The sequence below is a fragment of the Citrobacter sp. R4 genome, from assembly GCF_026719175.1.
GTDB lineage: Bacteria > Pseudomonadota > Gammaproteobacteria > Enterobacterales > Enterobacteriaceae > Citrobacter_A > Citrobacter_A sedlakii.
The window spans coordinates 123,019-147,781 of record NZ_JAPPSU010000005.1 but is presented as its reverse complement, the minus strand read 5'-3'; the positions used below and the strand labels follow the sequence as shown (position 1 = coordinate 147,781).

Genomic DNA, 24,763 nt, shown 5'->3' with positions numbered 1-24,763 from the left:
ACAGAGGAACAACGGATGAAACAGCTTTCCTTTTTACCCGGCGAAATGACGTCACAGGACCGGCGTCTCATTCAGAGGGCACTTAGGGCTCTGGAGCAGCACCTGCTTGAGCCTGGGGTAGCCTTCACCTCCACTCATGCCGTCCGGGATTGGTTGCGACTGCATATGGCCGCGCTTGAGCGGGAAGAGTTTCGGGTGCTGTATCTGGACAACCAGAATCAGCTTATTGCCCATGAGACGCTCTTTAGCGGCACGATTAACCGCACCGAGGTGCATCCCCGGGAGGTGGTCAAGCGCGCCCTGTATTTCAACGAGGCGGCGGTAATACTGGCGCATAACCATCCTTCCGGCGAGACGACGCCCAGCCAGGCTGACAAAGCCCTCACGCAGCGGCTGATTCAGGTACTTCAGATGGTGGATATCCGTGTCCCCGACCACCTGATTGTCGGTGGCAGGCAAATCTATTCGTTCGCAGAACACGGTCTGCTGTGAGGTATTAAATGAAAATTATCAGTAAACGCCGGGCAATGACGATATACCGCCAGCATCCTGAGTCCCGAATCTTTCGCTACTGCGCCGGAAAATATCAGTGGCACGGTAGCGTCTGTCATTACACCGGCAGGGATGTTCCGGATATCACAGGAGTCCTGGCTGTGTACGCCGAACGCCGCCAGGACCGCAACGGGCCTTATGCCTGCCTGATGAGTATCACGCTGAACTGACAATAGTGGAGAACTGTAATGAGCAACATCACTTGGGGCCTGCAATGCGATATCACGCCGCGCCTGGGAACACGTCTGGTGCAGGAGGGCAACCAACTGCACTACCTGGCTGACCGGGCCAGCATCACCGGTAAGTTCAGTGATACCGAATGTCTTAAGCTGGATGTGGCATTTCCGCATTTTATCAGCCAGATGGAATCGATGCTGACCACTGGTGAAATGAACCCTCGCCATGCCCACTGCGTCACCCTGTACCACAATGGTTTCACCTGCGAAGCCGATACCCTTGGCAGTTGCGGCTACGTATACATCGCCGTTTACCCCACTCAACGCTAACTAACTCCACAAGAGCAAATATGAAAACTCTACCTGCAACAACTCCGCAGGCGGCGACGCTATGTCTGTCGCCCGTGGCAGTCTGGCAAATGCTGCTTGCACGCCTGCTAGAACAACATTATGGCCTAACACTCAACGACACACCATTCAGTGATGAAACGGTAATTCAGGAACATATCGATGCCGGTATATCTTTGGCCGATGCCGTTAATTTTCTGGTGGAAAAGTTCGGGCTGGTTCGTATTGATCGCAGGGGATTCAACTGGCAAGAACAGTCCCCATATCTGCGGGCAGTCGATATTCTGAGGGCGCGACAGGCAACTGGTTTATTGAAAAGAAATCGTATTAGCGCGGCACGGGAACACTGGGAATAGCCTCCCTGATTCAAATGCCAGCATGATTTACTCATTATAAAAGCACCAGCTGATGCGGGCCGGTGCTTTTGCTTATATGGACGAAATATTATGCAAATAGAAGCTGTAATTTTAACTGGGCACATTATCGCAAGTACAATCCTAGAATACTGGGCCGTCGTTGTTGATGGTTTTGACGCATGCGGCGAACAAGCTTATGATTCAGCTTAATTTCTTTTCCTCATGAAGGGACGGCTATGGGCAACAGAATGTGGATGATCCGTGGTGACGGCGGCAAGCTCTATGACGATTTTCGCGATAAGCAAATTGTAGGCATCGGTTGGTCTCAGCTGGCTCCATTAGTCAAACCCGGCCTGTCCCGAGCTCAGTTACTCGCCTTATACCAAGAGGCAGATCCATTAACAAAGCTGGGAACTGCGCGTTCTGGTGCATCGCAGGTCTGGCGTTTTGTGAACGAAATCCAAAAGGGTGATTGGGTTATTACCTATTCGCCAGCCAACCGTACTTATTTGCTAGGCAAAGTTACTTCAGATTTCCAATATCATCCTGAATGGGTGGAAGAGGGGATGGGAATCGCTCGACTGGTTAAATGGAATACTCAAGAAATTGATCGCGATCGACTGTCTGTCGCTACCAAGAATACATTGGGTTCTACGCTGACGGTTTTCCAGCTTCCAGAATATGCTCTAGAAGAGCTTTTGCAGGATAAGAAACCCACTGTAGATGTGATTACACAGAATCCAATTGCGATGGATGAAGATGAGGTCGTTTCTGATCCGCTCCGTGATATGGAAATGCTCGCGTTTGAAGGTATCAAAGATCGCATCAACTCTCTTGACTGGGACGAGATGCAAAATCTGGTTGCCGGAGTTTTACGCAGTATGGGCTATAAAACGCAGGTGTCACCTGCGGGAGCCGATCGGGGTAAAGATATCATTGCTTCACCTGATGGATTCGGTTTTGAAAATCCACGTATTATCGTTGAGGTAAAACATCGCAGGGAGCAAATGGGAAGCCAACAGATCCGCAGCTTTATCGGCGGTCGCCATAAAGACGATCGCGGGCTTTATGTCAGTACCGGTGGTTTTACAAAAGATGCTCGATATGAAGCCGATCGCTCAACTATACCGCTAACGCTCTGGACGTTGGACGATCTTGTCAGAGCGCTTATCGAAAACTATGAGCAAGTCGATATCGAGACCAAACTTTTGGTTCCTCTGAAGAAAACGTTCCTGCCTACCTGAATCTTGCTTTGATGTCCATATCGATGTTCTACTGGTATGGCTTAATACCCACTCGCGATGTCTATTTTTTATACGGATTTTAACTTGTGGGTACAAGTGCGGGTATAACTATTTATTCCTGTTTATAAAAAACATTAATATCAGTCTATTAGGTGTGAAATTCGAGTCCGGCCTTCGAACGAGATGCTATTGAAGGAGTAAAACATTCACAGCGTGGCTCGAAAATGCGTACCCCCCATTTAGTACCTTTATCACGGTAAGCGTTAGCAATCCTTAAAGAGGTTTACAAGATTAGTGGCGGTCATGATTTTGTTTTCTTTGGCGATCATAACCCTCGTAAACCGATGAGTGAAAACACGGTGAACAAGGCGCTGCGCGTGATGGGATACGACACGAAGGTTGAGATTTGCGGGCATGGTTTCAGGACTATGGCATGTAGCTCGCTGATTGAGTCAGGGCTGTGGTCAAGGGATGCTGTAGAGCGGCAAATGAGCCATATGGAACGTAACTCAGTACGTGCGGCTTACATTCATAAGGCCGAACATATTGATGAGCGGAGACTGATGCTGCAGTGGTGGGCTGATTTTCTGGATGCGAATCGGAAGAGTGGGATTACGCCATTTGACTATGCGAAGATCAATCGGGGTAATAGTATGTGAGTTATTTACGAATGTACATTTAGGTCTAATATAAAAGCTGCTGAATAATTTAAGCGGGGTGGGGCAGCAGTGTTATCACCGGGTCAATTCTTTGCATTGAGTCGCATTGACGGAAACTCCGCCCCAAGTCAATCAATAAGTAATGCATTAATCAGGTTATTGCGTTGTTGAGCGTAGAAATATGATGCAGTGGTATGCGACTTATATTGGTGAGTTGGGGGGGATTGGTCTGTGGTGGAGGGAGTGTTCGAAACGATATTAATAAATAGCCATCCAGCGGCAAAGGTGGCTATTTATTATCAGGATTCAGTGAGTTTTTACAGTGATATATTTCATCGCAGCCAGCAAATAGGAGGCTTTGAAAGTCACATCCTGGTAGTCTTTAGCTAACAACCTTTCATTTTCTTCAAACCGCTCAACAAACGCTGCAACTTCACTCGGTTTGATGCGACTAATATTGTTTTTCCCGTTTCTGTCAAACAGCTTTTGTTCTTCAGCATACAGAGTGAAAGGCTTTTTTTCGCACTTGTAAACAGTTCAACTGGTTGAGTGAAATACTCCAACATTAAATGGTAGAAATCTTTATAAACCATGATTACTGCTCTCTCATCACTTTATCTCCCAAGAAGTACAGGGCTATTTGGTTGCTCATTATGAGCCATCAGAATCTCATCACCAGAAAAGTAGTGGAGGGAACCTTGCCACTCGCCTTTTACCAACTCACCCGATTCAAGGTCAAAGGGTACACACCATAGAGATAAATCTTCGTCGAAACGGAACACCGGCAGCGGTGTAACAAAGCACTGATGACGCGGATAAATCAGCATCATATTTCCTTTTCCATGAAGATACTTTTGCCCATAGGCGAACATCTGATACAGGTCAGGCTGGCTAATTTCATACTTTCTCAGACTATCATCAGCTCTGCTATCTAATAGTTTCCATTTGGCATCAAGAACCACCGTCTGCCCGCCGGTGATAAGAAAGTCCGGTTTAAGCATGAACCATCGTTGAGATGATTCTTCACCGACAGGGACATGCTCTAACAAGTACTGACACTTAGTCTGTTCTATAAGTTTGTAATCGTGATGCAACGCTCCAGCCAGACCGCATCCTACCCAGCCTTCATATAACCTCTCCATAGGTAACAACAGAGAAATTCCCTGATGGGATCCATGTTGAAAATCTGGATTCATCTGCTCAAGAATGAGCTGGCACCACGGCTTGACCAACAGAAGATTCTGTTGCCGGTCGCTATGCCAGTACCAGCATGAAGAACCAATGATTCGGCAGACTCTGGATACGTTTGTAAGTTCTTCAGCCAGGTTAGGCAAACAGGCTTTGCGTTTGATGATGGGATTGGTAGTATAAAACATGAGAGTTCTCTCATTAATTAATATAAGGATTCGAACTCATCTCAAAACCGGTAAATCTGAACCTTTCAAGACTGTATGCCAGAACCGGTCTCGATTATGCATATAAGGGAATTATTTATGCGAAACCTAACTAAAACTCTATACATAGTACCATGTTCTTTACTTTTATCTGGTTGTGTCATTTCACTGTCGCCACTTTCTGACTATGCAGGAAACGACTCTGCGAAGATAAGAATTGCTAATAATGTTGACCCCTTGTCTTTGAAATTTTTCAAGAAAGTGGGAAATTGTCTTCAGGAAGTCGATTCTAAATCATTAGTGACCGGCGTTAATATTCTTGGTGTCAAATCCACAAAATCAAAAAAGGTTGAAGGTATTAAATCTTCACCAGAAGGCTCTCCATTAATGATGGTAGATGTTATGGAGTATAGCATAAAACCAGAGCAATATCTTCAAATTGGATACCGTACCACGAGTCAGAGTACATATAGTCAACAGGTTCACTCTTCATATCGCTCTTTTATCCCTAAAGCCGGTCATTCATATGAGGCTTATACTCTGACTGGTGGGTATTATATACAGCCGGTTATGATAATGGATATTACCGATGGAAAAAACACACCTGCGCCAGAATGGGATATAAGCGAATGTAATTACGAGGTTAGTATGATGGGGAAAAAGGTATATCAAAAATCATCTTCAGGGGAATAACGAAGAGGCATGAAGGAAATTAGCGCCAGTCACGCTGGCGCAGATAATACCACTCTGCAGATAGGTAGATTGCTGGAATTAATTGTGGACCACATTTAACCGGATTCAGGATAATGGCATCAAAAGTTGATTACCCGGAAGAACAGAAAAAAGATAGCGAGCAAGAACACGGACGGTAACAGATATTGGTGGAAATGTTAAACTTAATCGAGCCTGTCCGTAATTATGCACAGTTCAGGAGGACGAACCACGCATAATCAGTTATGTCTTGCGCCCTTCAGAAGCCTGCGGTGGTGCAGACTGAGGGTCAGGAGACACAGACGGTTAAGAGATTAACTGTCGGGAAGGCTGTTTTTAAAATATAGATGAAACATCAATGTAATTAATTTTCTCGTCTCGCTCATAATCCATTGGCAGAGAATCAAAAGCTTTAATTTCATCCCCGAGATTAGCGATTACTAATGTAAGCCCTTCATCAAAAACTAGCTTTGTTCCAATAACTTTTTGTTCAATTTCAGAGTAGACCACGTAAAATCTACAGAGTGTTTTTCCAATAATTTTCTGAAATAAAAGTGAATTTGATAAATCCATGATTATCTCTTTACCATACTCCCCGAGATCATTTTCTTGTATTGGTGAATTAACTAACACAAGTGAGGCTCCATCCTTCCCGCATTTGAATGCAATATTTTTATTTTCACCAAAAAAACAAGCTCAAGTTGCTGTGGAGTCCCTAAGTCTGGAACATCATAGGTATATATCAGGCCATTGACATTTTGAAGTTTTTGTCCAACTACATTACGTGTCAGTTCTTGATATCCCTCGAAATAATGCCTCATTGCGGCGCCCCCTTCAGCACATTTTTCACTGAGGTATTATTTAGCACCATAATTGTCTATCAATTGTGCTAAATACTCCTTTCCTATTGTTTGTACCAAGTCAATATCTTGTTTCGATTTCATCTTCAACCATTTCCTGAAAACTTCGCAATCAACAAGATTATCGTAGATTAAATTATTAATTGTTTCTAAGCTTTTGCTGACATTAATTCCAATAACACCTTCATCTACTGGTGTTTTTTGAAAAAATAATCCATCGCTGCCCCTGTTCTATAATTATCAAACCACCATAATCGCCATCATCATTCATTTTTCTACTAAGCGTAGCCAGCTTGGTTACCCAATCTTCATTTATATGTAATTGCCCTAAGAACAGAAGCTCTGAACTAGAATAAACATCCGCAGAAAAATGAACATCAAAAGATTTGACAACTATAGTCTTTATAGTTTCAATCAAGTCTTTTGATGAACATATGTCATTATCAAAGAAAAAATATCTTGTAAATTCTTTATGAAAAATACGATCAGGAAGATTCACTCCGGGAATTATCATGTTTTTAAGTCTTGTCATTGTTGCCATTTGACTTCGCTGTTCTTTGACAATTTTTACCTCAATATTCTTGATCCCTAACTCATCAAACATCTTTTGAGTACGATTAGCCTGAGCCTAATCTTTAGCTTTTTTGAGCTGTAACTACCGATATTTTTCTATCGTTAATGACATTGCTATCGACCCCATTAATCTCTTAAGTTTGTCAAGTGATTGTATTATTAGCTATTAAACTTATCAATCTCATATAAAAATACTTTTTCCTTAAAACCATCATATAGTCCATTAACTATGGACAGGCATCCATTTTCCTCCAAAATACTAAACCCTCCAACATCACACTCAAAGTATGTACCAACGCATCCATTTTCTACATTTTTAATTTTATATTCATATATGTTAACAATCTTTTTCCCAATGTAATTAGATAGTTGAAAAATGGTTTTCATCGGATAAGCGAACTCATCATTAATTTCACCAAGATCCAATAACAATGGCTCTGATTTTTCCTGTGTAAATATCGCCTCCCCTTCATTGATGCTTAATGATACCCATCCAGATAAAGATGTTTGAAAAAAAAACAAAATCATTCCACAGATCAACTCATTCTCCATATAAAAAGAACGCCCTCGAAAATCCTTCACATATTCATTAATAATCATTTTTACTCCTATCAGAATTTTGAAGATTTTTCAGGGATCAATGTGTCGAACTCATACTTTCCGTTAGGTAAAATCCTTAAGCTCACCGTACTATTAGTTTTTGAACTATACACATGAATAAGATCGTATTCACCTCTAACAGAAGAGCTTGGGATCACAGGGCTAACTTGAGTTACATTCTCCAAAGTCTCTTTTATAGTCATTTTTGCCTGTTCAAATCCTTCTTTACTAGCAGAATAAGGCAAACGCCCTTGTCCTATTTTCGTACCTAATTTCTTATTAATATCTATTGATTGAGAAGAAAGAAAATCACTTACATTGCCTAAGTTTTTGACTTGCGTCGTCTCCTTCCCAGCGTTCTTCAGTGCGTTAGCCGCAACCGCCTCAGCCTTTGCAGCCGCAGCCTCCGCTGCAGTCTTACCTACACCGATCGCACCACCAGCCCCGACCCCCCCAGGTACTGCCGATTCTGCCGTAATTATACCTGCTTCGTTCAGACAGACTAGCGGTGCAGATTGACATCCAGCAAGAGCGGTCCTGGCTAAAACAGCAATTTCAGCAGTAGCCGCAACAATTGTTACACCTCCCGCAACAATCAGATTTCATTCTGCAACGCCCTTAGCAATATTTGCCTTACATGCCGCATCACAGTCTGGTGTCTTACCGAGCCAGAATCCGATATCTCCTGCTCCGGGACTCAGTGATTTATTCTCAACAACAACTCTCTCTGATGAAGATTGCAGAGGTGAAGTCGATTTTTCACTGTGTTTTCCGTCAGTTACAGCTGTTTTTGCCTGCTGCACTTCCGGCACGACAACTTTTTGCCCCGACGCGCCTTTTTCGCCTGAACATATGATGCTCTAAGGCACAATCCAAAAATCAACATGTTGTTAAAGAGCACATAAAGCCAATTTACACGTCATATCCGGCATTTCTGAACACTGAGCGCACATGGCTAGCTAATCCAACAAGATCCTCATAAGCTACTGGTCCGAAATCAGGCTCATATTTTTCCATATACTTATCAATCGTAAGTTGAAATTCAGACCACGCATAATCTCTTTTTTTATTAACATATTCTGGCAATATACATCTATTAGTACCTTTACCAGACTCTTTTTTTTGACTGATTAATATCCATTTCAAAGTTCCATTGTATGATTTAATCGCTTTTTCCAAGAGAATTATTATTTCGTCATTTTCATTTGCAAATCTAAAACTTGTCGCAGGAGGTACCGATGAACGATCCTCGCTAAACTCAGGCATATTCTTAAATTTAAAGGAAGGATATCTTGATGGGATCCTCCTCCATTCAATTTCCCCAAGCTTGCTGATGACATCATAAAGCTCTCTGCCGTTTGACTTATTCATCACTTCAATCCCTTATACTTATCAGTAATAGTTATACCGTCAGGGTTAATTGACTTCATGTGTTTTTCCCAATCTCCTTTGGGAATGGGGTTTAACGACAACCTTGGGTCATAAACATATTTCCCATCAGTATAGACTTGATGGAAAGTCATATCAGCCTCCGTTCTTCCATTTTCATAAACATTGAGACTCCCTGAAATTATAGGCCTAACTTCAATAATCTTTCCTTGTCCTCCTGCAGCGTCCAGAAGTTTTGGCGCGATATCTGAACAATCAGTACAACTAGTGTTGTTAATCCAAGCAATAAACTTAGGATCGTTCATTTTATCAATAACACTCTGGTTGGCCGGATAGCCTGGATTCTCAGGACGAACATTTTCAAGTCCAGGGATCTTCTCGTTCTGATAGAAAAGGTCATCCAGTGTTGGGGCATCAGGAACCGGCGTGGTTGTCGTCCAGCCATTGTTGTTTGTCGTACCATCGCCGTTGTTATTACCAGTATGATCTATCCCCCCGGTTGCTGCACTATCATTCCCTGTGTTGGAAGGCACATTTCCGGTTACAGTCTGGTCTCCACCTGTGTTTGACGGCCCCGGATTGATAACCTGCGTACCACCTGTACTGGTGATCGTCTTACCCGTCAGGGACTCATAGGCGGCTTTCTGAGCATCGTTTAACTGGCTGAGCAGGGAAGGATCATTGAGCGATGCCACATAAATCAGGTTCATCTTCTCATCATTTGAAAGCGCATCCATTGCCGATGTGGATACACCTACGCCCAGCAGAGCTCCAAGCCCGCTACCGACCAGGCGATCACGGCATGCTGAAATCTTCATACAGCCCTGTGCGGCAAGTTTCCCGCTCTGGATCACAACACTAAGGCTATTATTCTCAACTTCCACCTTCGCGGTGTTGGACGCAATTGCTGCCATCGACAGGTCACCATCCGTGCCTGCTGCTCCGGCCACACCACCCGCAATCGTCACCAGACTGCTCACCAGACGTTTTTCATCGGCGGTGAGCTGGCTGACATCCTTACCGTAAAGTGCACTCACCAGATGGTCCGTCATTGCCGATGCGGTGATGGCCCCAATGGCCCCGGCCTTCATACCGTCAGAGCCGCTGCCACCACTCGCCTGCGTCAGTGCTGCCGCCACGATACCGTGCAGGACTGCACGGAGAGTCGGGTCATCCTGTTTACTGACCAGTTCGGCGAGCAGGGGAGCCGCACCGGCTGCCGCGCCGGCTTTCAGATTGCCACCGAGGGCACCGGCCAGCAGGCCCGCTGCTGCGCTGCCCTTCGTCCAGAATTCACTCCCCGGACCGTAATCGGTACTCTGGTAACCCGGCTGCGTTTTCAGGAAAGCTTCCCGCTCCTGTGCCGTTTCACCCTGCATTGTCCCTTCCGCAGTCAGCTTCGCTTCCAGTGCGGCGTTGGATTCTTTCGCCTTCCGCTCCGCATACTTGCCGTACACATCCAGCACAGAGGTTGCCAGCGCCGCACCTTCGCTCTGTACTGCCAGGTTATCCTTCACCTTCTGTACATCACCGTTTACATCCACACCATGGTGGGCGTTCTCCGTATCACGGCTCAGGTCAGCGATATTCTGTTTCTGATTCGCAGGGTCGCGGATGATAATGCTGCCGTCACTGATGGCTGAAGAAGTGGTGCCACTGCTGCTTTCTTCTGCATGTCCGGTACCGATGGCCGGCGCCATATTGCGGTTTTCACCGCCTGCGCTACCCGAAACCGCGACGGTGTAGCTGTCACCGGAGGTTTTACTCGCGTTGTGAATATCGCTCCAGCCAAGCGTTCCCGTATCCAGTTTGTTTTTGTCGTCCGTTGCCGTGGACGCAATCACCGCGCCATCAAGCTGGGTATGGTTACCGGTGGTGATATCAAAACCGCCTTTTCCGGCATAGATACCGCTCTGGTCAGTGACGCTCTTACCACTCTGGGTGACGTTTTCGCCCGAGGTGTTGACGTTACCGGAAGACGCGCCATAGCACAGCGGAGGAACGCACAGGCTCAGGCCCGCGCCGGAAGAGGACTGTTTGCTGTCGTAAGAGGCGGTATCCTGCACGCTGCTGATGGTCAGGTCGCGCCCGGTGTTCACCGCCACGCGGTTGCCTTCCAGCTCAGCCCCTTTCAGCGTGGTGTCGCGTCCGCTGCTCACGGTCAGTTGCTCTTCGGCACGGATAACGCTGTTAGTGTTGCTCTGTGACTGGCTGTTTTCCTTACCCTTCTGCTGTGAGGCCCCCAGCTCAATACTGATACCGTTCTGAGAACCGATGAGGCTGACACCCACGCCGGCGCTGACCTGGTTGCCGCTGTTTTTACTCTGACTGTTGTGCGTGTTCTGTGAGGCGGTCAGCAGAATATCCCGCCCCGCATCCAGTACCACCTGTTTACCACCAACCTGCACGCCCTGACCGATGATATCGTTGCGGGCATTAATGGTGACATTCTGACCGGCATTAATGGTGGTGCCCTGTGTGTCAGTGCTGTGATACCGGCTGTCCTGTGAGGAAGAACCTGCCGTGACAGAAACCTTGCCCTTCACAACAGCCGAGTCTGTCATCATACCCTGTGCGGCGGTGGTGCCCGCCTGACCCGCCTTAATAGCAGTGAGTCGGGCATCGTCGCCGTTTTCCGCGCTGCGGGCAGCCGTTTCAGCCGCCTTGGCCGCATCAACAGCCCAGCCACCGGCAGAGGCGGTCACCCCGTACTGTGAACTGTTGCTGTGGGCTTCCCCGTCACGGGTGTCGCGGCTTACGTCAAACAGCACGTTTTCACCGCTGAGTGAAACCGATTTACCGGCGCTGACATCCGTACCGGAAAGGGACAGGTCGCCTCCGGCCTGGGCAATAATGTTGCCGTTTGTGCTCGTTAACTGACTGCGTTGCCCGCTTTCAGTGGTCGCGTCATCACGGCTACTGTGTGTCTCCCGGCTGTAGCCTGCCGTGGCGCTGTAACCATCGCCCCCCAGCGTACCGATGGTTTTACTGCTGCCGCTGTTTTCAGCGTGAGACGTGTCACGTCCGGCGGTCACGTTAATGTCGCCTTTTACCGCTGACAACATCAGGTCTTCAGTGGCAGTCAGATGGCTGCCACTGATGTTCACGCTGCCTTCCCGGCTGTTGACGTAAATATCGGAACCCTGAATCACCGATGCGTTCTGAGAGGTGCGGGTACCGCTGCTGTTGCTTTCAGACTGACTCATTCCGCCCGGCAGAAGCTGGCTGCCGTGTTTGCCGCCCCCGGTGGTGGCGCGAGTGGCACTGCCTGCGGTCGGCATTTCTGAGCTGATGTTCCAGCCACTGGATTTACTGCTGTTGCTGTAGGTTTCGGTATCCGTGGAGGTGGTGATGTTCACATCACGCTTCGCATCGAGTATCACCGCTTCACCGGCATCAGCCTTACTGCCCGCAATCAGGATATTGCCGCTGTTGCCACCCTGCTTGCCGGTGGCGGTCATCTGAACATTGCCTGCTGCTGCCAGAGAGCTTCCGCTGTTAAACTCCACCTGGTAGTGTGATTCAGAAGATGATTTGCTGCTGCCTGCGGAGACAGCGACCATCTGTCCCGGACCATCAAGAGCAAGGGCGGCGCCTTCCGCTCCCAGTGACTTCACCTTATCAACGGTGCTGTTACCGCTGCCGTCTTTCCCGCGTACGGTATCACGCACATTGCGCACCGTATCCTCGAACGGCGCTTTCACGCTGACGGTGACGCCGGAGGATTTTGTCTCCTGTTTCACCGATTCGGTGACTGTGTCCCGTCCGGGGATAATGGCAATGTCACTGCCGGTGATATCGATATGCCCGGTGGCTCGGGCCGTGTCGTCCTTTGCCCGTCCGGCAATTACGTCGGCGGCGCTTAACGTGACCTGATTTCCTGCGCTGATAATGACGTTACCGCCGGAGGTGCCCACCATGCTTCGTGCATCGCTCTGCGTGGTCTCAGCGCCCTGGCGGGTGATTTTTGACGTCTGCGAACCAATGGTCACACCGAGACCCGAACCACTGGAGAAGATGCCGGATTTCTTCGTCTTCTTCATGTCGTAATATGTGTCGGTGTTGGTGGCAGCTTCTACCGTCACGTTGTTTCCGGCCTTCAGTGCCACGTCGCGTTCAGCGGCAACGGATGAACCCTGTACCGTCAGGTTATTACCTGCGCTGAGCACCACGTTTTCCCCTGAAATCTGTGTGCCTTTCTCGCGAGTGTGACTTTCCTCGTGGATGGTGTGGGTGGTCTTTTTACTGAACATGCCACCAGAGGTTTTCTTCTTCTCCCGGTATTCATAGTCACTTTCAGTGGCGGTGGTGAGGGTGATATCCCGTCCGGCCACCACGGCCGTGTTTCCGGAAGCATACACGTCAGCCGCCTGCGCGGTCACGTCCCGTCCGGCCACAATGGTGGTGTTTCCGCCGGACGTGATTTCCGTTCCCTGCTGGCGAACGGACTCGTCAATCTCCGTTTTTTTCTTCGACGTATAGCTGTCTCCGGCGCTGGCAGACTCTGCCATCAGGTTCACATCACGCCCGGCCTGGATGGCTACATTGTTTTCCGCTGCAATACCTGCGGCCTGGCTTGTGATATCCCGACCAGCAGCAAGCGTCAGATTATTACCTGCTGTTACCGTGGACACCGCTGCATGGCTTTCGTGGCTTTCGTTGTTGCCGTTGCGGTGAGATTCACCTTCACGGGCTGCGTTCAGGTTCAGGTCGTTACCCGCAGAAAGCAGGGCGCTGTTACCGGCGGAGACGGACGATGCGGTGACATTCAGATTATTGTCTGCCGTCATCAGCAGGTTTCCACCCGCACTGACCGTACTGCCCTGCTGTGTGGTGTGGCTGTTGTCGACTTCATACCGCCACCCGTGGCGGCTGTCGCTTTCGCTTAACGGGTTTGCGGCAATATTAATGTCATTACCCGCAAACATCCCGAGTGAACCTCCGGCGGTGACTTCCGCTCCGGCAATGCTGATATCCTTTCTGGCGTCCAGTGACAGCGAGTCTGACGCGGTAATCATCGCTACAGGGCCGGTATCAGTGCCACTGAGGTGGGTTCGTCCGGCATTCACATTCCACTGTTGTGAGCGGGTCACATTATTGATACTGCCGCCGATACTCTCCAGCGCTACCGTCTTACCACTGATGGCTGAGCCAATGTTGTTGATATCCCCGATGGCGCTCAGGTCCAGACTGCCGCCCGCGCTTATCAGCCCCGCATTCAGGTTGTCGATACTGCTGGCACTGTCGAGCGAGAGACCGCTCTGTGCGGTGATGCTGCCTGCGCTGTTGGTGATATTGCCGCCCGCAAGCTGCACGTTGTTTCCGCTGATAACGCTGCCGTTATGAAGAGTGATATCTTTCGGGGAAAGGTACAGCTTTGGCACCATCACGGTCTGACCATTGATGGTCGCAGATTCCCACCACAGAATACTGCCCGTGAGTTGCGCCACCTGCTCAGCGGTCAGCGCCACGCCGAACTGCAATCCGAGATTCTTCTGCTGGCTGGCGGCGTTGTCCATCAGGTACTGCATCTGCTCGAGATCAGAACCCATGCCATTGATATAACGTGAACCGGTCAGGTTCAGCATCGCATTTGACACATACCGGGTATCAAAGGCCGCATCCCCGAGGAAGCGGTAATCCTTCTCCGGTTTCAGGCCCAGGCGATCAAGGAAGTATGATGATCCGAGGAACTGTTTTTCATCACTCCAGCGCGCATCCGCATGCGGCGCCTGGCCGGGTTTCATCCCGAGAAGTCCGTACAGCCCGTCAAACAGGCTGTTGTCCATATTCCCGAGGCCATCGAGCTTTGGGTTCACCGTAATCAGATACGGGCTGTCGGGGTCAGTTGAGGGCACGAAGTAGCCATTGTTGCCAGAGGGCAGGGGCCAGTTTCCGGTGCTGCCGCTCTGACCGGTCAGGCTGTCGCCGCCGGTAACGGACAGCAGGCCCTCCGTGATGTCCTGCAGCCACTCAGGTCCACTGATGGTGGTGTCTCCGGCACCGGTGAGAGCTGCACCATTAAGACCATTGCCGATACCCTGCGGCGTCAGCGTGTTCAGAGACGGGGCAGTAATGGTGTTGCTGACAACGCCCGCGTTCGCCGTCACCGTGGTGTTGCTGATATCGTTCGTGAAGGTGGCGCTGACGTTACCGCCCGCGCTGATAACCGCACGGTATACACCGCCGTCGGTCACAAATTCGGTTGTGCGTTCACCGAGAATATAGGGTACCCAACTGCGGTAATTCAGCTCATCTCTGTCCGGCCAGTACCAGCTTCCGTCAGGGTACTGTGTCAGGGGTTCCCACTCGTCGCTGTTGCAGTCACTGTAAAACCACTCACAGCGGTATTCGGCCTGGATGTACGTGATACTGCGACCACCCTCCGCCGACAGATTATTCAGCGTCCCGCCGGTCAGCGTGGCATTACGTCCGGCCAGAATATGGCTTCCCCGGTTATCCAGGGTGCCGGTATTAATGATGATATCCCGGCCTGCGGCAATACGCGCCGCCGCACCGCTGGCGGTAACGGACACCACGGACTCGCTCAGCAGGAACTGCCGGATATCACTGCCTGAGAGACGGTAATCAAAATAGGTCCGGCACTGTTCGCCACTGTTACCCCCGCCGCCCACACAGTTATCATGTGAACTCCAGTATATGTTCCCGGCGTTGTTTTCCCACGCCTTCATACTAATTTCAGTATCCGGCGTCCGCTGGCCATTGTAATAACCGTGAAGATATTCACCACGCTCAGGAAGCGCATCCGGATATTCGCGTTCTGTCAGGCTGACCGTCAGGCCATCAGCCTCGTTCAGCAGATGAGCCGTGTTAATGGTGATATTGCCGCTTGTGGTTTCAATGTTCCCTGAGCGGTTGATGATTTCGGTGTTTGCTGCTCCGGCGGCGTTCTTCTGCATCCACAGATTGTTACCCGCCAGGATATCGCCGTGAAGGTTGTGGATTTTGTCGGCAAACAGGGAGAGATTGTTCCCCGCGTAAATCAGCGCGGTATTGAGCAGCGTCCCTGTGGCGCTCATAGTCAGACTGCCAGCAGTACCAGTAAAGCCGTTTACAGTGATATTGCTCCGGCTGGTCAGACTGACATCGCCGCCTGCCTGAAGCGAACCGGAGGCATTCAGCAGGATGTTCTGCGCACTGAAGGTACTGCTGCCACTACCCGTGGTGAGCGTTTTGTTGTTGGTGAACGCGCCGCCCGCACTGAGGGCAATGGCATTGCCCTGCATCACTCCGCTGTTGGTGACGGCGTTCTGCGACGTGACGGAAAGGGTTTTCCCTGCGGCCAGCGTGCCGCTGTTTGTCAGTGCTGTGAGTAGTTTCAGTGTCGTATCACCGAGCGCCACCACCTGACCACGACCGCTGAAGTCCTGCACGTCGAGCAACAGATTGCCTGCGCTGTACAGACGACCGGCGTCGGTCTGCGCCAGCGAGTCTCCCTTAACGGTGAGGGCAGTTGTCCCGAGCGTGGTACCGCTGTTGCCGAACGTCCGGTAATTCACCAGCAGGTCTGCGCCCTGAAGCGTGCCGCTGTTATTAAGCGATGTGCCTTTCAGTTCAGCACTGCCGGTCGCAAGTACGCGTCCGCCGTTGACGGCGTTCACCACATCCAGCAACAGCGTGACGGCCTGCACCAGTCCGCCGCTGTTGTTCGCCAGTTCCGGTGCAGTGAGCGTGAGTTTACTGCCAGAGAGGATTTTGCCGTCGTTCTGCAGGCGGGTAGTGGCTTTTATAGAGGATTCACCACCGCCCTGTATCGTGCCCTGGTTGTTCAGTGTCGTAGTGGTGACATTCAGTGCATTCTGGCTCAGTAACACGCCACCGGAACGGTTGCTCAGCCCCCCGGAGACTGCCAGCGTCAGCGCTTCACCCTGAAGCCGTCCGCTGTTGGTCAACTGCCCCGTGGTGACAGAGGTCGTCTGGCCCTGGAGTTGTCCGCCGTTCGTGATATCGCCCGCGTTGAGCGTCAGATGACCGGCACTCAGCAGTTTACCGCTGCCCTGGTTGTTCAGTGCCTGGTTCAGGGTGACCGCAAGCGCATCCACGCCGGTTATCTCACCGCTGTTCGTCAGCGAATCCGCATCCAGCGTCAGGTTTTGCGCTATCCACTGTCCACTGTTACTCAGCGTCAGTGCCGATAACGCCAGCTCTCCGTTTGAGGTGATTTTGCTGCCGGACAGGCCGGTGAGGCTGTTGCTGATTTGCGCATCCAGCCGCTCTGACGCCTGAATTGCACCGCTGTTAGTCAGTGTTCCGGCGTTAATCAGTATCCGCTGTCCCTGCCACTGGCCCGCGTTACTGGTGCTGCCTGAGGTGATGTTCAGATCACCGGTCGTGAGCAACTTTCCACCACTGTTATTTGTCAGCGTCAGCAGTGGTGCCGCCATCTCAAGGCGTGACGCCAGCGTGAGTGCGGCGACCCCGGTGAGCGTACCGCTGTTGGTGATACTGTCCTGGCGAACCGTGACATGGTTACCCTGGACGGTACCGTTGTTATCCAGAGAATGACCCGAAAGGGAAAGGTCGCCTGCCGAAAGCAGGCTGCCCTGGTTGTCTGTTGTGGCTGCACTGAGCGTGGTATCGCCCTGGCTCATCAGCTCGCCGGTGTTATTCAGTCCCCCGGTAAGTGCTACCGACAGTGAGCCAGTTGCAAGCCCGCGGCCACTGTTCTGCCAGTCACGGACATTAACGCTGACGTTCTGCCCCTGTGTCTGCCCTGCGGTGGTCAGCGTGGTGCCTGAAAGTGTGAGATCCCCGCCCGTGAGCGTGCGGGAGCCTGCCAGTAAATCCAGTATTCCGCCAGTCAGCGACAGGGCGGTATCACCCTGTAACAGGCCAGAACTGGTGAGACGGTCTGCATTCAGCGTCAGCGTGTCACCGGCGATGCTGCCTGCATTCGACAGTGACTGTGCCGTGATGTGGTTTGCCCCCTGTGCCAGCAGCAGACTACCCGCGAGGTTACTCAGTGTGCCGTAATCAACATCGAGTGAAGCACCGCTTACTTCTCCACTGTTGGTCAGTTGAGCTCCTGACAGGGACAACGCGGCATCGCTGGTGATAATCCCGGCGTTTTTCAGCTCAGGTATTGAAAGGGAGATCGCGGACGGACTGTACACCACACCGTTCTCCTGGTTATCCAGCAGACGGGAGACCAGCGAGAGCGTCTGCCCTCCGTGAATCAGACCGCTGTTGACAACCGTGGTGCTGTTGAGTGCAAGCGCGGAGGCGGTCAGTGTACCGCTGTTGCTGAGGCTGCCGCTTTCAGTGTTCAGCGTGGAGGCTGAAGATTTCCCGCCGTGAGTCAGACTGTCACTGGCCTTCAGCGTGAAGCTGTCTCTGGCGGCCTGTATCCCGTTAAGCTGCGCGTTCTGTACATCCACGCTGATGCTGTTGCCCTGGGTCTGTGCGGTGGAGGTGGTTGTCAGACGGTTGCCTTTCACAGTCACGGCACCATCCGCAACGGTCTCACCGGACAGCGTAATGTCCCGGGCGTTGATATTCAGCGCTGAGGCACTTTTGAGATTGCCGGTACTGGTCAGGTCGGTGGCTGTGACCTTCAGACTGTTACCCTGGACTGTGCCGGTATTGTTGAATGTCCCGGTGTTAACTGTGGCGTCCGTCCCGGCGGCCAGTGTGCCGCTGTTGTTCAGACTGCCGGTGCCGACGGTAAGCATTTTCCCGGCAACGGTACGGCCTTTCAGCGTGGCGTCACCCGTGCTGGTGAGGGTGGCATTTCCGGCGGCATTCACTGCCCCTGAGGTCTGGTTCAGGCGCTGTGCGCTGAGCGTGGCGTTCTGTCCGGCGGTCAGTTCCCCGCCGTTCTGGGTAATCTGCCCGGACGAGGACAACGCCAGATTTTTATCCGCCACCAGGCGGGACTGATTCAGCGTCAGCGCGGTTGTCCCGGTAACGTTAAGATTGCCACCGGCTTTATGATCGCCGGACAGTGTGACATCCGTCCCGCTGACAGTTGTGTTGCCGCTGGCAAGGCTGTCTTTCAGTACAAGCTTACCGGCGCTGTTCAACGTGATATCGCCGCTACGGGCATTAAGGTTACCGAGGTTCACCCCGACACCACTTTCGGTGGAGGTCAGGCGGATGCGGTTGGCGTACATCCCGCCGAGTGCGCCAGTATCAATGGCGACTTTCGGCACCTCGCCTTCACCTTTTAGCGCGCTGACACGGCCGTCCGTTGTGATGCGGTTGGCCCCGCTGATGACCGTCAGGTCTTTCGCGTGCAGCGCGGCGTTCACTTCTGTTGCACGGGCAATGATGGACACAGCATCTGACTGGCTGCCGTCCAGACCAGCGCCATTGATAGTAATGCTGCCTTTCGTGACCTCCAGCGCCTGCAGACTGCCGTCGGCGTTCATCACCGGTTTCCCGGTGGTCAGCGTCACGTTTGGGGTATTGATAAATCCGCAGCCGTTACAGGTAATACCGTACGGGTTGGCAACCATCACGTTCGCCGCTTTTCCCGCCACTTCGGTATACCCCTGAAGCTGTGAACGGTTAGCGCCGGTGACTTCGTTAATGATGCCCCTGGCTTCCTGCCCGGCTTTCAGGTTCGGGTTACTCTGAATGAGCCCACCCAGTTGCGTCTGGTTCAGCTTACCGGTGGCGTTGTTAAGGATTAAACCTTCCTTCCCGACGTTATACTCACCGTATTTGTTATGGGATATCCCGGCCCCGTTCGGCGTGGCAATATTTACCACCGGCACACCGTTTCCGGCCTTGTCCATCGTCGTGTTACCGGTGGGGGTGACGGTCGCTGCCACCGCGGGCAGCAGCGGTTGCGTTGCCAGCAGGGTACTTAACAGCCAGCTCAGTACACGCTGAGAAAAACGGGTCTGATTGTTATCCATCGTTTTTGTCCCTTAAAACGCCACCGCCATGCGGTAATAAATAATGAGATGATCCGGTGCCAGCCAGTCCGGGTATTTCACGGGAGTTCCCACGGTAAACTGTGTCGAAAACCAGCGATTCGCGCTGGTCAGCCCGGCAGCCGCTCCCCACAGCGTGCCGCTGGCGTACGGATCCTGGTCGTCCTGTTTCAGCCAGCCGCCATCCAGCGCTGCCATCACGCTGATTTGCCCCATCCATGGCAGGGTAAACAGCGAGTAATTCAGCTCATTTCGCAGATAACCGCCATTGTTGCCGGAGAGATACTGTTCTTTAAAACCGCGGACAGAGCTTTCTCCCCCCAGAGTGAGCTGTTCGGCACCGTAAAGCCGGTCCGGTGACCACTGAAAGTAAACGCTGCTGAGCCACCAGAGATCGGCCGCGACGGGGCGCTGGAAACTGCCGTTGAGGCTCCATTTGCGGAACTCCGCTTTCGGCACATCGCCGTATTTATCGTGATCGTCTTCCGCGCCCAGCCACGGCACGCCGTGGGTAAAAGACGGGTTGAAGGTCGCCACACCGCCGAACATTTTTTGCGTGTGATTGATGCCGAGCATCACGCTGGAGAGCTTGCGGCTGCTGGACTCCAGCAGCACGTCATCAAGATAATTGCGGCTGATGCGGTGCGTCATGCCGGTGGTAAGACCGGTTTTGATATCGCCGTTGCGGAACACCACCCACGAACCGGTAAGCCGGTGTGTTTCGCTGTCACCGGTCGAGCGCCACGGCCAGCCGTTGTTATCAATGGTGTTGAGGTAATTGCTCCAGCTGTAGCTGTAATCGAGCAGACCGTAGCCGTAAGGCACGCTGACACCTGCGGCAAAATTCTGCGCATCATGCGACTTTGAAAAATCACTGCTGCGTCCGCCGCTGATAAACCATTTATCCGCCAGCCCGAGCAGGTTATTGCCGGTCAGGGCGCCGCTGAACTGCCCGGTGCCGGTACTTTTCTGCCCGCTGTTGTCGAAATTTACCGAACCGCTGAGCGGAAATTCCGGGGCGGCGGTGAGATTGACAATTGACCAGCCCTGTTTGTCGCCTGGCTGGATTTCAATCTCCACCGGAACCTGCCGCACGCGGTTTAATTGCTCCATACCCTGTTCGATGTCACGCAGGTTAAGGATTTTTCCTTCCAGCCCGGGAAAGGTCATGGCGAGCGTCCGCTGCGGTACGCCTTCCAGGCGGATTTGCTGTAACCGGCCTTCCAGCACAGTCAGATGCAGCACGCCGGAAGAGAGATCCTGCTCAGTCAAAAAGGCGCGGCTGGTGATATATCCGCGGCTGATGTACCAGTCGGAGACTGCGTTAGTGACCTGCGTCAGGCGGGTCATATCCAGGCACTGATTCAGCCAGGGTGCGGTAACGGTATTCGCATCGCGTGAAGAGAGAAGGGTGGCGCCATGCACCTCAATACGGGAAATAGTGAAACATGGGCCTTCAGTGGTCGGCGGCACGACAGGCGCAGACGAGCGGGGTTGCGGTGTGCTGCGCTCCAGTTCATCACGCTGACGCTGGTTCTGCTCAAGTAACTGTTGTTGTTGCTGTTGAATAGTATCGCGGTCAGCCGGAGAGAGCGGTGCCGCTGTGGCACGCACGCACGCTACCGCCAGAATGGAGATACAGAAGAGGCGCGTGACGACGGAAAATCCGCGTACTGGCTTCCTGCCCATTGCTTGTCCTTAAGTAAAGATTGTATGAAAATTGATCGTGAAAATAAGGCATTAGTAAGATTTTGTAAATAACATTATTAATTTTGTGCATATGATAACTGAGGCTAATGTATTTTTTCATCCCGCTGAAATGGCGAGAAAGTAATGCTTTAACAGACAGGCGTCAGATGTGCTGACAGCAATCGTCAGTCCGGCCTTCGCACTCATTCTCATGCCTTTGACACAACAGGCTCTAACCCTTGTAGAAAATTTCAAAAACATGGTTAGAGAACGTGCACAGATTTTCGTTGGCGGTCACGCGTCGCTTAACCTATTAGCGAGAACACAGTGAACAAGGCGTTGAGATTGATGGGGCACTGGCTGCTTTGCGGAGAACTGAAATTCGTACTTCGAAATCACAGCACAGCTTCTGCGGCACGGGGCGCTTTCTTTTTCGCATTACCTGTAACCAAAGGCTGCTTTTCCACGTATTCCGTCTGCGGTAGTTTGGACGTATACACCGGCGTGATCGTGTTTTTATAAACGGTGTCGCTGGGGATGTTCTGAAGCACCAGAGAATGCGCACCAATGGGGGGCAAAAAGGGGACGCTGACTTATACAAACAAAAAAGCCACTCTTTCGAGTGGCTTAACTTAATGATTTTAAAGCTAAAATTTGGTGGCCCCTGCTGGACTTGAACCAGCGACCAAGCGATTATGAGTCGCCTGCTCTAACCACTGAGCTAAGGGGCCGTGGCGGTGAATTATAAAGTAACTCCCTCCTGCAATCCAGCCATAACCGCACAGGTGCTGTTTTATTAAACAACGTATTTTCAATCCGTTATACTTTTCTCGTGTTGTATTGTTCTGGAGAAACTATGGTTAAGGATATTTTGGCCCCGGGGCTGCGGGTGGTGTTCTGTGGCATCAATCCCGGGCTTTCGTCGGCGGGAACGGGGTTTCCGTTTGCGCATCCGGCAAATCGTTTCTGGAAAGTGATTCATCAGGCCGGATTTACCGACCGCCAGCTTAAGCCGGAAGAGGCTGAACGGCTGTTAGACTTTCGCTGCGGCGTCACTAAACTGGTCGACAGGCCTACGGTTCAGGCGAATGAAGTGACGCGCAAAGAACTGCATGACGGTGGGCGTAATCTGATCGCGAAGATCGAAGATTATCAGCCGCAGGCGCTGGCCATTTTAGGTAAGCAGGCGTTTGAACAGGGATTCAGCCAGCGGGGCGTCCAATGGGGAAAACAGGACATCACCATTGGCGCCACCGAGGTGTGGGTGTTACCCAATACCAGCGGGCTGAGCCGCATTACGCTGGATAAACTGGTCGAGGCATTCAGGGAGCTGGACGAGGCGCTGATCACCCGCGGATTGTAGCGCGGGATAGTATTGCCCCGATGCAGGATCTACCGAGCAGTAAAAAAAACGCCACCCGAAGGTGGCGTCAGTGATACAGACGACGAAATTAATCGTCGAGGAAGCTACGCAACACTTCAGAGCGGCTCGGGTGGCGTAGTTTACGCAGCGCCTTCGCTTCGATCTGACGGATACGTTCGCGGGTAACGTCAAACTGTTTACCCACTTCTTCCAGCGTGTGGTCGGTGTTCATATCGATACCGAAACGCATACGCAGCACTTTGGCTTCACGGGCGGTCAGGCCAGCCAGAACGTCGTGCGTGGCGGCACGCAGACTCTCGGTAGTGGCAGAGTCCAGCGGCAGCTCGAGGGTGGTATCCTCAATGAAATCACCCAGATGCGAATCTTCATCGTCACCGATCGGGGTTTCCATGGAGATCGGCTCTTTGGCGATCTTCAGCACTTTACGGATCTTGTCTTCCGGCATCAGCATACGTTCGGCCAGTTCTTCCGGCGTCGGTTCACGCCCCATCTCTTGCAGCATCTGGCGGGAGATACGGTTGAGCTTGTTAATGGTCTCAATCATATGCACCGGGATACGGATGGTGCGCGCCTGGTCTGCGATAGAGCGGGTGATCGCCTGACGGATCCACCAGGTTGCATAGGTGGAGAACTTGTAACCACGACGGTATTCAAACTTGTCTACCGCTTTCATCAGACCGATGTTGCCTTCCTGAATCAGATCCAGGAACTGCAGGCCACGGTTGGTGTATTTCTTGGCGATAGAGATAACCAGACGTAAGTTCGCTTCAACCATCTCTTTCTTCGCACGGCGGGCTTTTGCTTCGCCGATGGACATACGACGGTTGATGTCTTTCACCTGCTCGATGGTCAGGCCGGTCTCTTCTTCAATCTGCTGCAGTTTTTGCAGGCCGCGGTGAACGTCATCGGCCACGTCGTGCAGCTTTTCAGACCACGGTTTGTTCATCGCGATAGCCGCGTTGAACCAGGTTTCGCTGGTCTCGTTGCCGGTGAACAGGGTGATGAAGTTCTTCTTCGGCATTTTACACTGCTCAACGCAGAGCTTCATGATCAGGCGTTCCTGAGTACGCACACGGTCCATCATCACACGCATGCTGTTCACGAGGTAGTCGAACTGCTTCGGTACCAGGCGGAACTGCTTGAACACTTCAGAAAGCTTGAGGATCTCGGTCTGCGCATCCGCATGACTACGGCCTTTCGCTTTGATGGTGTCACGCGTCACTTCATACTGCGTACGCAGTTCAGCAAATTTCTCGCGCGCCAGTTCCGGGTCGATGCTGTTGTCGTCATCCGCGCTGTCGTCGTCGCCGTCTTCCTCATCTTCATCCTCATCGTCGTCCATGTCTTCCTGAGACAGTTCTGAGCCGACGTGGGTGGCGGTAGGCGCCAGATCTTCTTCCGCGTTTGGATCAACGAAACCGGTGATCAGATCGGACAGACGCGCTTCTTCTGCTTCAACGCGATCGTATTGTTCCAGAAGATAGGTAATGGCTTCCGGGTATTCCGCAACAGAACACTGAACCTGGTTGATCCCGTCTTCAATGCGTTTTGCGATGTCGATTTCGCCTTCGCGGGTCAACAGTTCAACGGTGCCCATTTCGCGCATGTACATGCGCACCGGATCGGTGGTGCGACCGATTTCCGACTCTACGCTGGAGAGAACCTGCGCAGCCGCTTCTTCTGCGTCTTCATCGGTACTGGTCGTGTTTTCAGCAAGCAGCAGATCATCGGCATCCGGTGCTTCTTCCATCACCTGAATACCCATGTCGTTGATCATTTGGATGATATCTTCGATCTGATCTGAATCGACGATATCTTCCGGCAGATGGTCATTGACCTCGGCATAGGTCAGATAGCCTTGCTCCTTACCACGGGTAACAAGAAGCTTCAGCTGTGACTGCGGGTTTTGCTCCATAAGACGGTATCC

The 24,763-nt window shown here is 51.5% G+C and carries 15 protein-coding genes, 1 tRNA gene and 3 pseudogenes; 8 read left to right on the top strand and 11 right to left on the bottom strand.

Annotation, left to right across the window (positions count from 1 at the left end; translation table 11 throughout):
- The first annotated feature begins 15 nt into the window (after positions 1-15).
- The 6 genes and pseudogenes from OOJ60_RS13095 to OOJ60_RS13070 all read left to right on the top strand — a co-directional run.
- The gene (locus tag OOJ60_RS13095) at positions 16-492 is read left to right on the top strand and encodes a JAB domain-containing protein (RefSeq protein ID WP_205612698.1); all 477 of its coding nucleotides are present in this window, start codon (positions 16-18) and stop codon (positions 490-492) included.
- Positions 493-500: 8 nt separating this feature from the next.
- Positions 501-722: a DUF987 domain-containing protein gene (locus OOJ60_RS13090; protein WP_071602634.1), complete on the top strand. Its 222-nt coding sequence runs from the start codon at positions 501-503 to the stop codon at positions 720-722.
- Positions 723-740: 18 nt separating this feature from the next.
- Positions 741-1,058: a type IV toxin-antitoxin system YeeU family antitoxin gene (locus OOJ60_RS13085; RefSeq protein ID WP_032686426.1), complete on the top strand. Its 318-nt coding sequence runs from the start codon at positions 741-743 to the stop codon at positions 1,056-1,058.
- 20 nt (positions 1,059-1,078) lie between these two features.
- On the top strand, positions 1,079-1,432 hold the full coding sequence (locus OOJ60_RS13080; RefSeq protein ID WP_205612697.1) for a TA system toxin CbtA family protein: 354 nt from the start codon (positions 1,079-1,081) through the stop codon (positions 1,430-1,432).
- Between the two features lie 236 nt (positions 1,433-1,668).
- Complete coding sequence (locus OOJ60_RS13075; protein ID WP_205612696.1) at positions 1,669-2,676, top strand: restriction endonuclease; 1,008 nt, start codon at positions 1,669-1,671, stop codon at positions 2,674-2,676.
- Between the two features lie 176 nt (positions 2,677-2,852).
- A pseudogene (locus OOJ60_RS13070) lies at positions 2,853-3,335 on the top strand (tyrosine-type recombinase/integrase); the annotation flags it as partial.
- A 614-nt stretch (positions 3,336-3,949) separates the two neighbouring features.
- Here OOJ60_RS13070 and OOJ60_RS13065 read toward each other — a convergent pair.
- Both OOJ60_RS13065 and OOJ60_RS13060 read right to left on the bottom strand, forming a co-directional pair.
- Positions 3,950-4,564 (bottom strand): annotated as a pseudogene (locus OOJ60_RS13065) (McrC family protein); the annotation flags it as partial.
- A 42-nt stretch (positions 4,565-4,606) separates the two neighbouring features.
- Positions 4,607-4,711, bottom strand: a pseudogene (locus OOJ60_RS13060) (IS481 family transposase); the annotation flags it as partial.
- Between the two features lie 117 nt (positions 4,712-4,828).
- On the opposite strand from OOJ60_RS13060, the gene OOJ60_RS13055 reads away from it, so the two are divergent.
- A complete protein-coding gene (locus OOJ60_RS13055) occupies positions 4,829-5,422 on the top strand; it encodes a hypothetical protein (RefSeq protein ID WP_205612695.1) in 594 nt (197 codons plus the stop codon).
- Positions 5,423-5,776: 354 nt separating this feature from the next.
- Here the strand turns inward: OOJ60_RS13055 and OOJ60_RS13050 are convergent, their stop codons facing one another.
- From OOJ60_RS13050 to OOJ60_RS13015, 8 genes are all read right to left on the bottom strand, one after another.
- Complete coding sequence (locus OOJ60_RS13050; protein WP_205612694.1) at positions 5,777-6,073, bottom strand: hypothetical protein; 297 nt, start codon at positions 6,071-6,073, stop codon at positions 5,777-5,779.
- A gap of 411 nt (positions 6,074-6,484) precedes the next feature.
- The gene (locus tag OOJ60_RS13045; protein ID WP_205612693.1) at positions 6,485-6,904 is read right to left on the bottom strand and encodes a hypothetical protein; all 420 of its coding nucleotides are present in this window, start codon (positions 6,902-6,904) and stop codon (positions 6,485-6,487) included.
- A 128-nt stretch (positions 6,905-7,032) separates the two neighbouring features.
- Positions 7,033-7,473, bottom strand: coding sequence for a hypothetical protein (locus OOJ60_RS13040; RefSeq protein ID WP_205612692.1), 441 nt, complete (start codon positions 7,471-7,473; stop codon positions 7,033-7,035).
- Positions 7,474-8,075: 602 nt separating this feature from the next.
- On the bottom strand, positions 8,076-8,285 hold the full coding sequence (locus OOJ60_RS13035) for a hypothetical protein (protein WP_268077414.1): 210 nt from the start codon (positions 8,283-8,285) through the stop codon (positions 8,076-8,078).
- Positions 8,286-8,385: 100 nt separating this feature from the next.
- The gene (locus tag OOJ60_RS13030) at positions 8,386-8,844 is read right to left on the bottom strand and encodes a hypothetical protein (protein ID WP_205612691.1); all 459 of its coding nucleotides are present in this window, start codon (positions 8,842-8,844) and stop codon (positions 8,386-8,388) included.
- Positions 8,844-19,745: a hemagglutinin repeat-containing protein gene (locus OOJ60_RS13025; RefSeq protein WP_205612690.1), complete on the bottom strand. Its 10,902-nt coding sequence runs from the start codon at positions 19,743-19,745 to the stop codon at positions 8,844-8,846. The genes OOJ60_RS13030 and OOJ60_RS13025 overlap by 1 nt, the downstream gene beginning before the upstream one ends.
- Before the next feature lie 12 nt (positions 19,746-19,757).
- Entirely contained in the window at positions 19,758-21,452 is a 1,695-nt protein-coding gene (locus OOJ60_RS13020) for a ShlB/FhaC/HecB family hemolysin secretion/activation protein (RefSeq protein ID WP_205612689.1), read from the bottom strand.
- 655 nt (positions 21,453-22,107) lie between these two features.
- A tRNA-Ile gene (locus OOJ60_RS13015) sits at positions 22,108-22,183 on the bottom strand.
- A 125-nt stretch (positions 22,184-22,308) separates the two neighbouring features.
- Between OOJ60_RS13015 and mug the strand changes: the two genes are divergently transcribed.
- Positions 22,309-22,815, top strand: coding sequence for a G/U mismatch-specific DNA glycosylase (gene mug / locus OOJ60_RS13010; protein ID WP_060570862.1), 507 nt, complete (start codon positions 22,309-22,311; stop codon positions 22,813-22,815).
- Between the two features lie 88 nt (positions 22,816-22,903).
- Here the strand turns inward: mug and rpoD are convergent, their stop codons facing one another.
- Positions 22,904-24,751: an RNA polymerase sigma factor RpoD gene (gene rpoD / locus OOJ60_RS13005; RefSeq protein ID WP_042289358.1), complete on the bottom strand. Its 1,848-nt coding sequence runs from the start codon at positions 24,749-24,751 to the stop codon at positions 22,904-22,906.
- Positions 24,752-24,763: the final 12 nt, after the last annotated feature.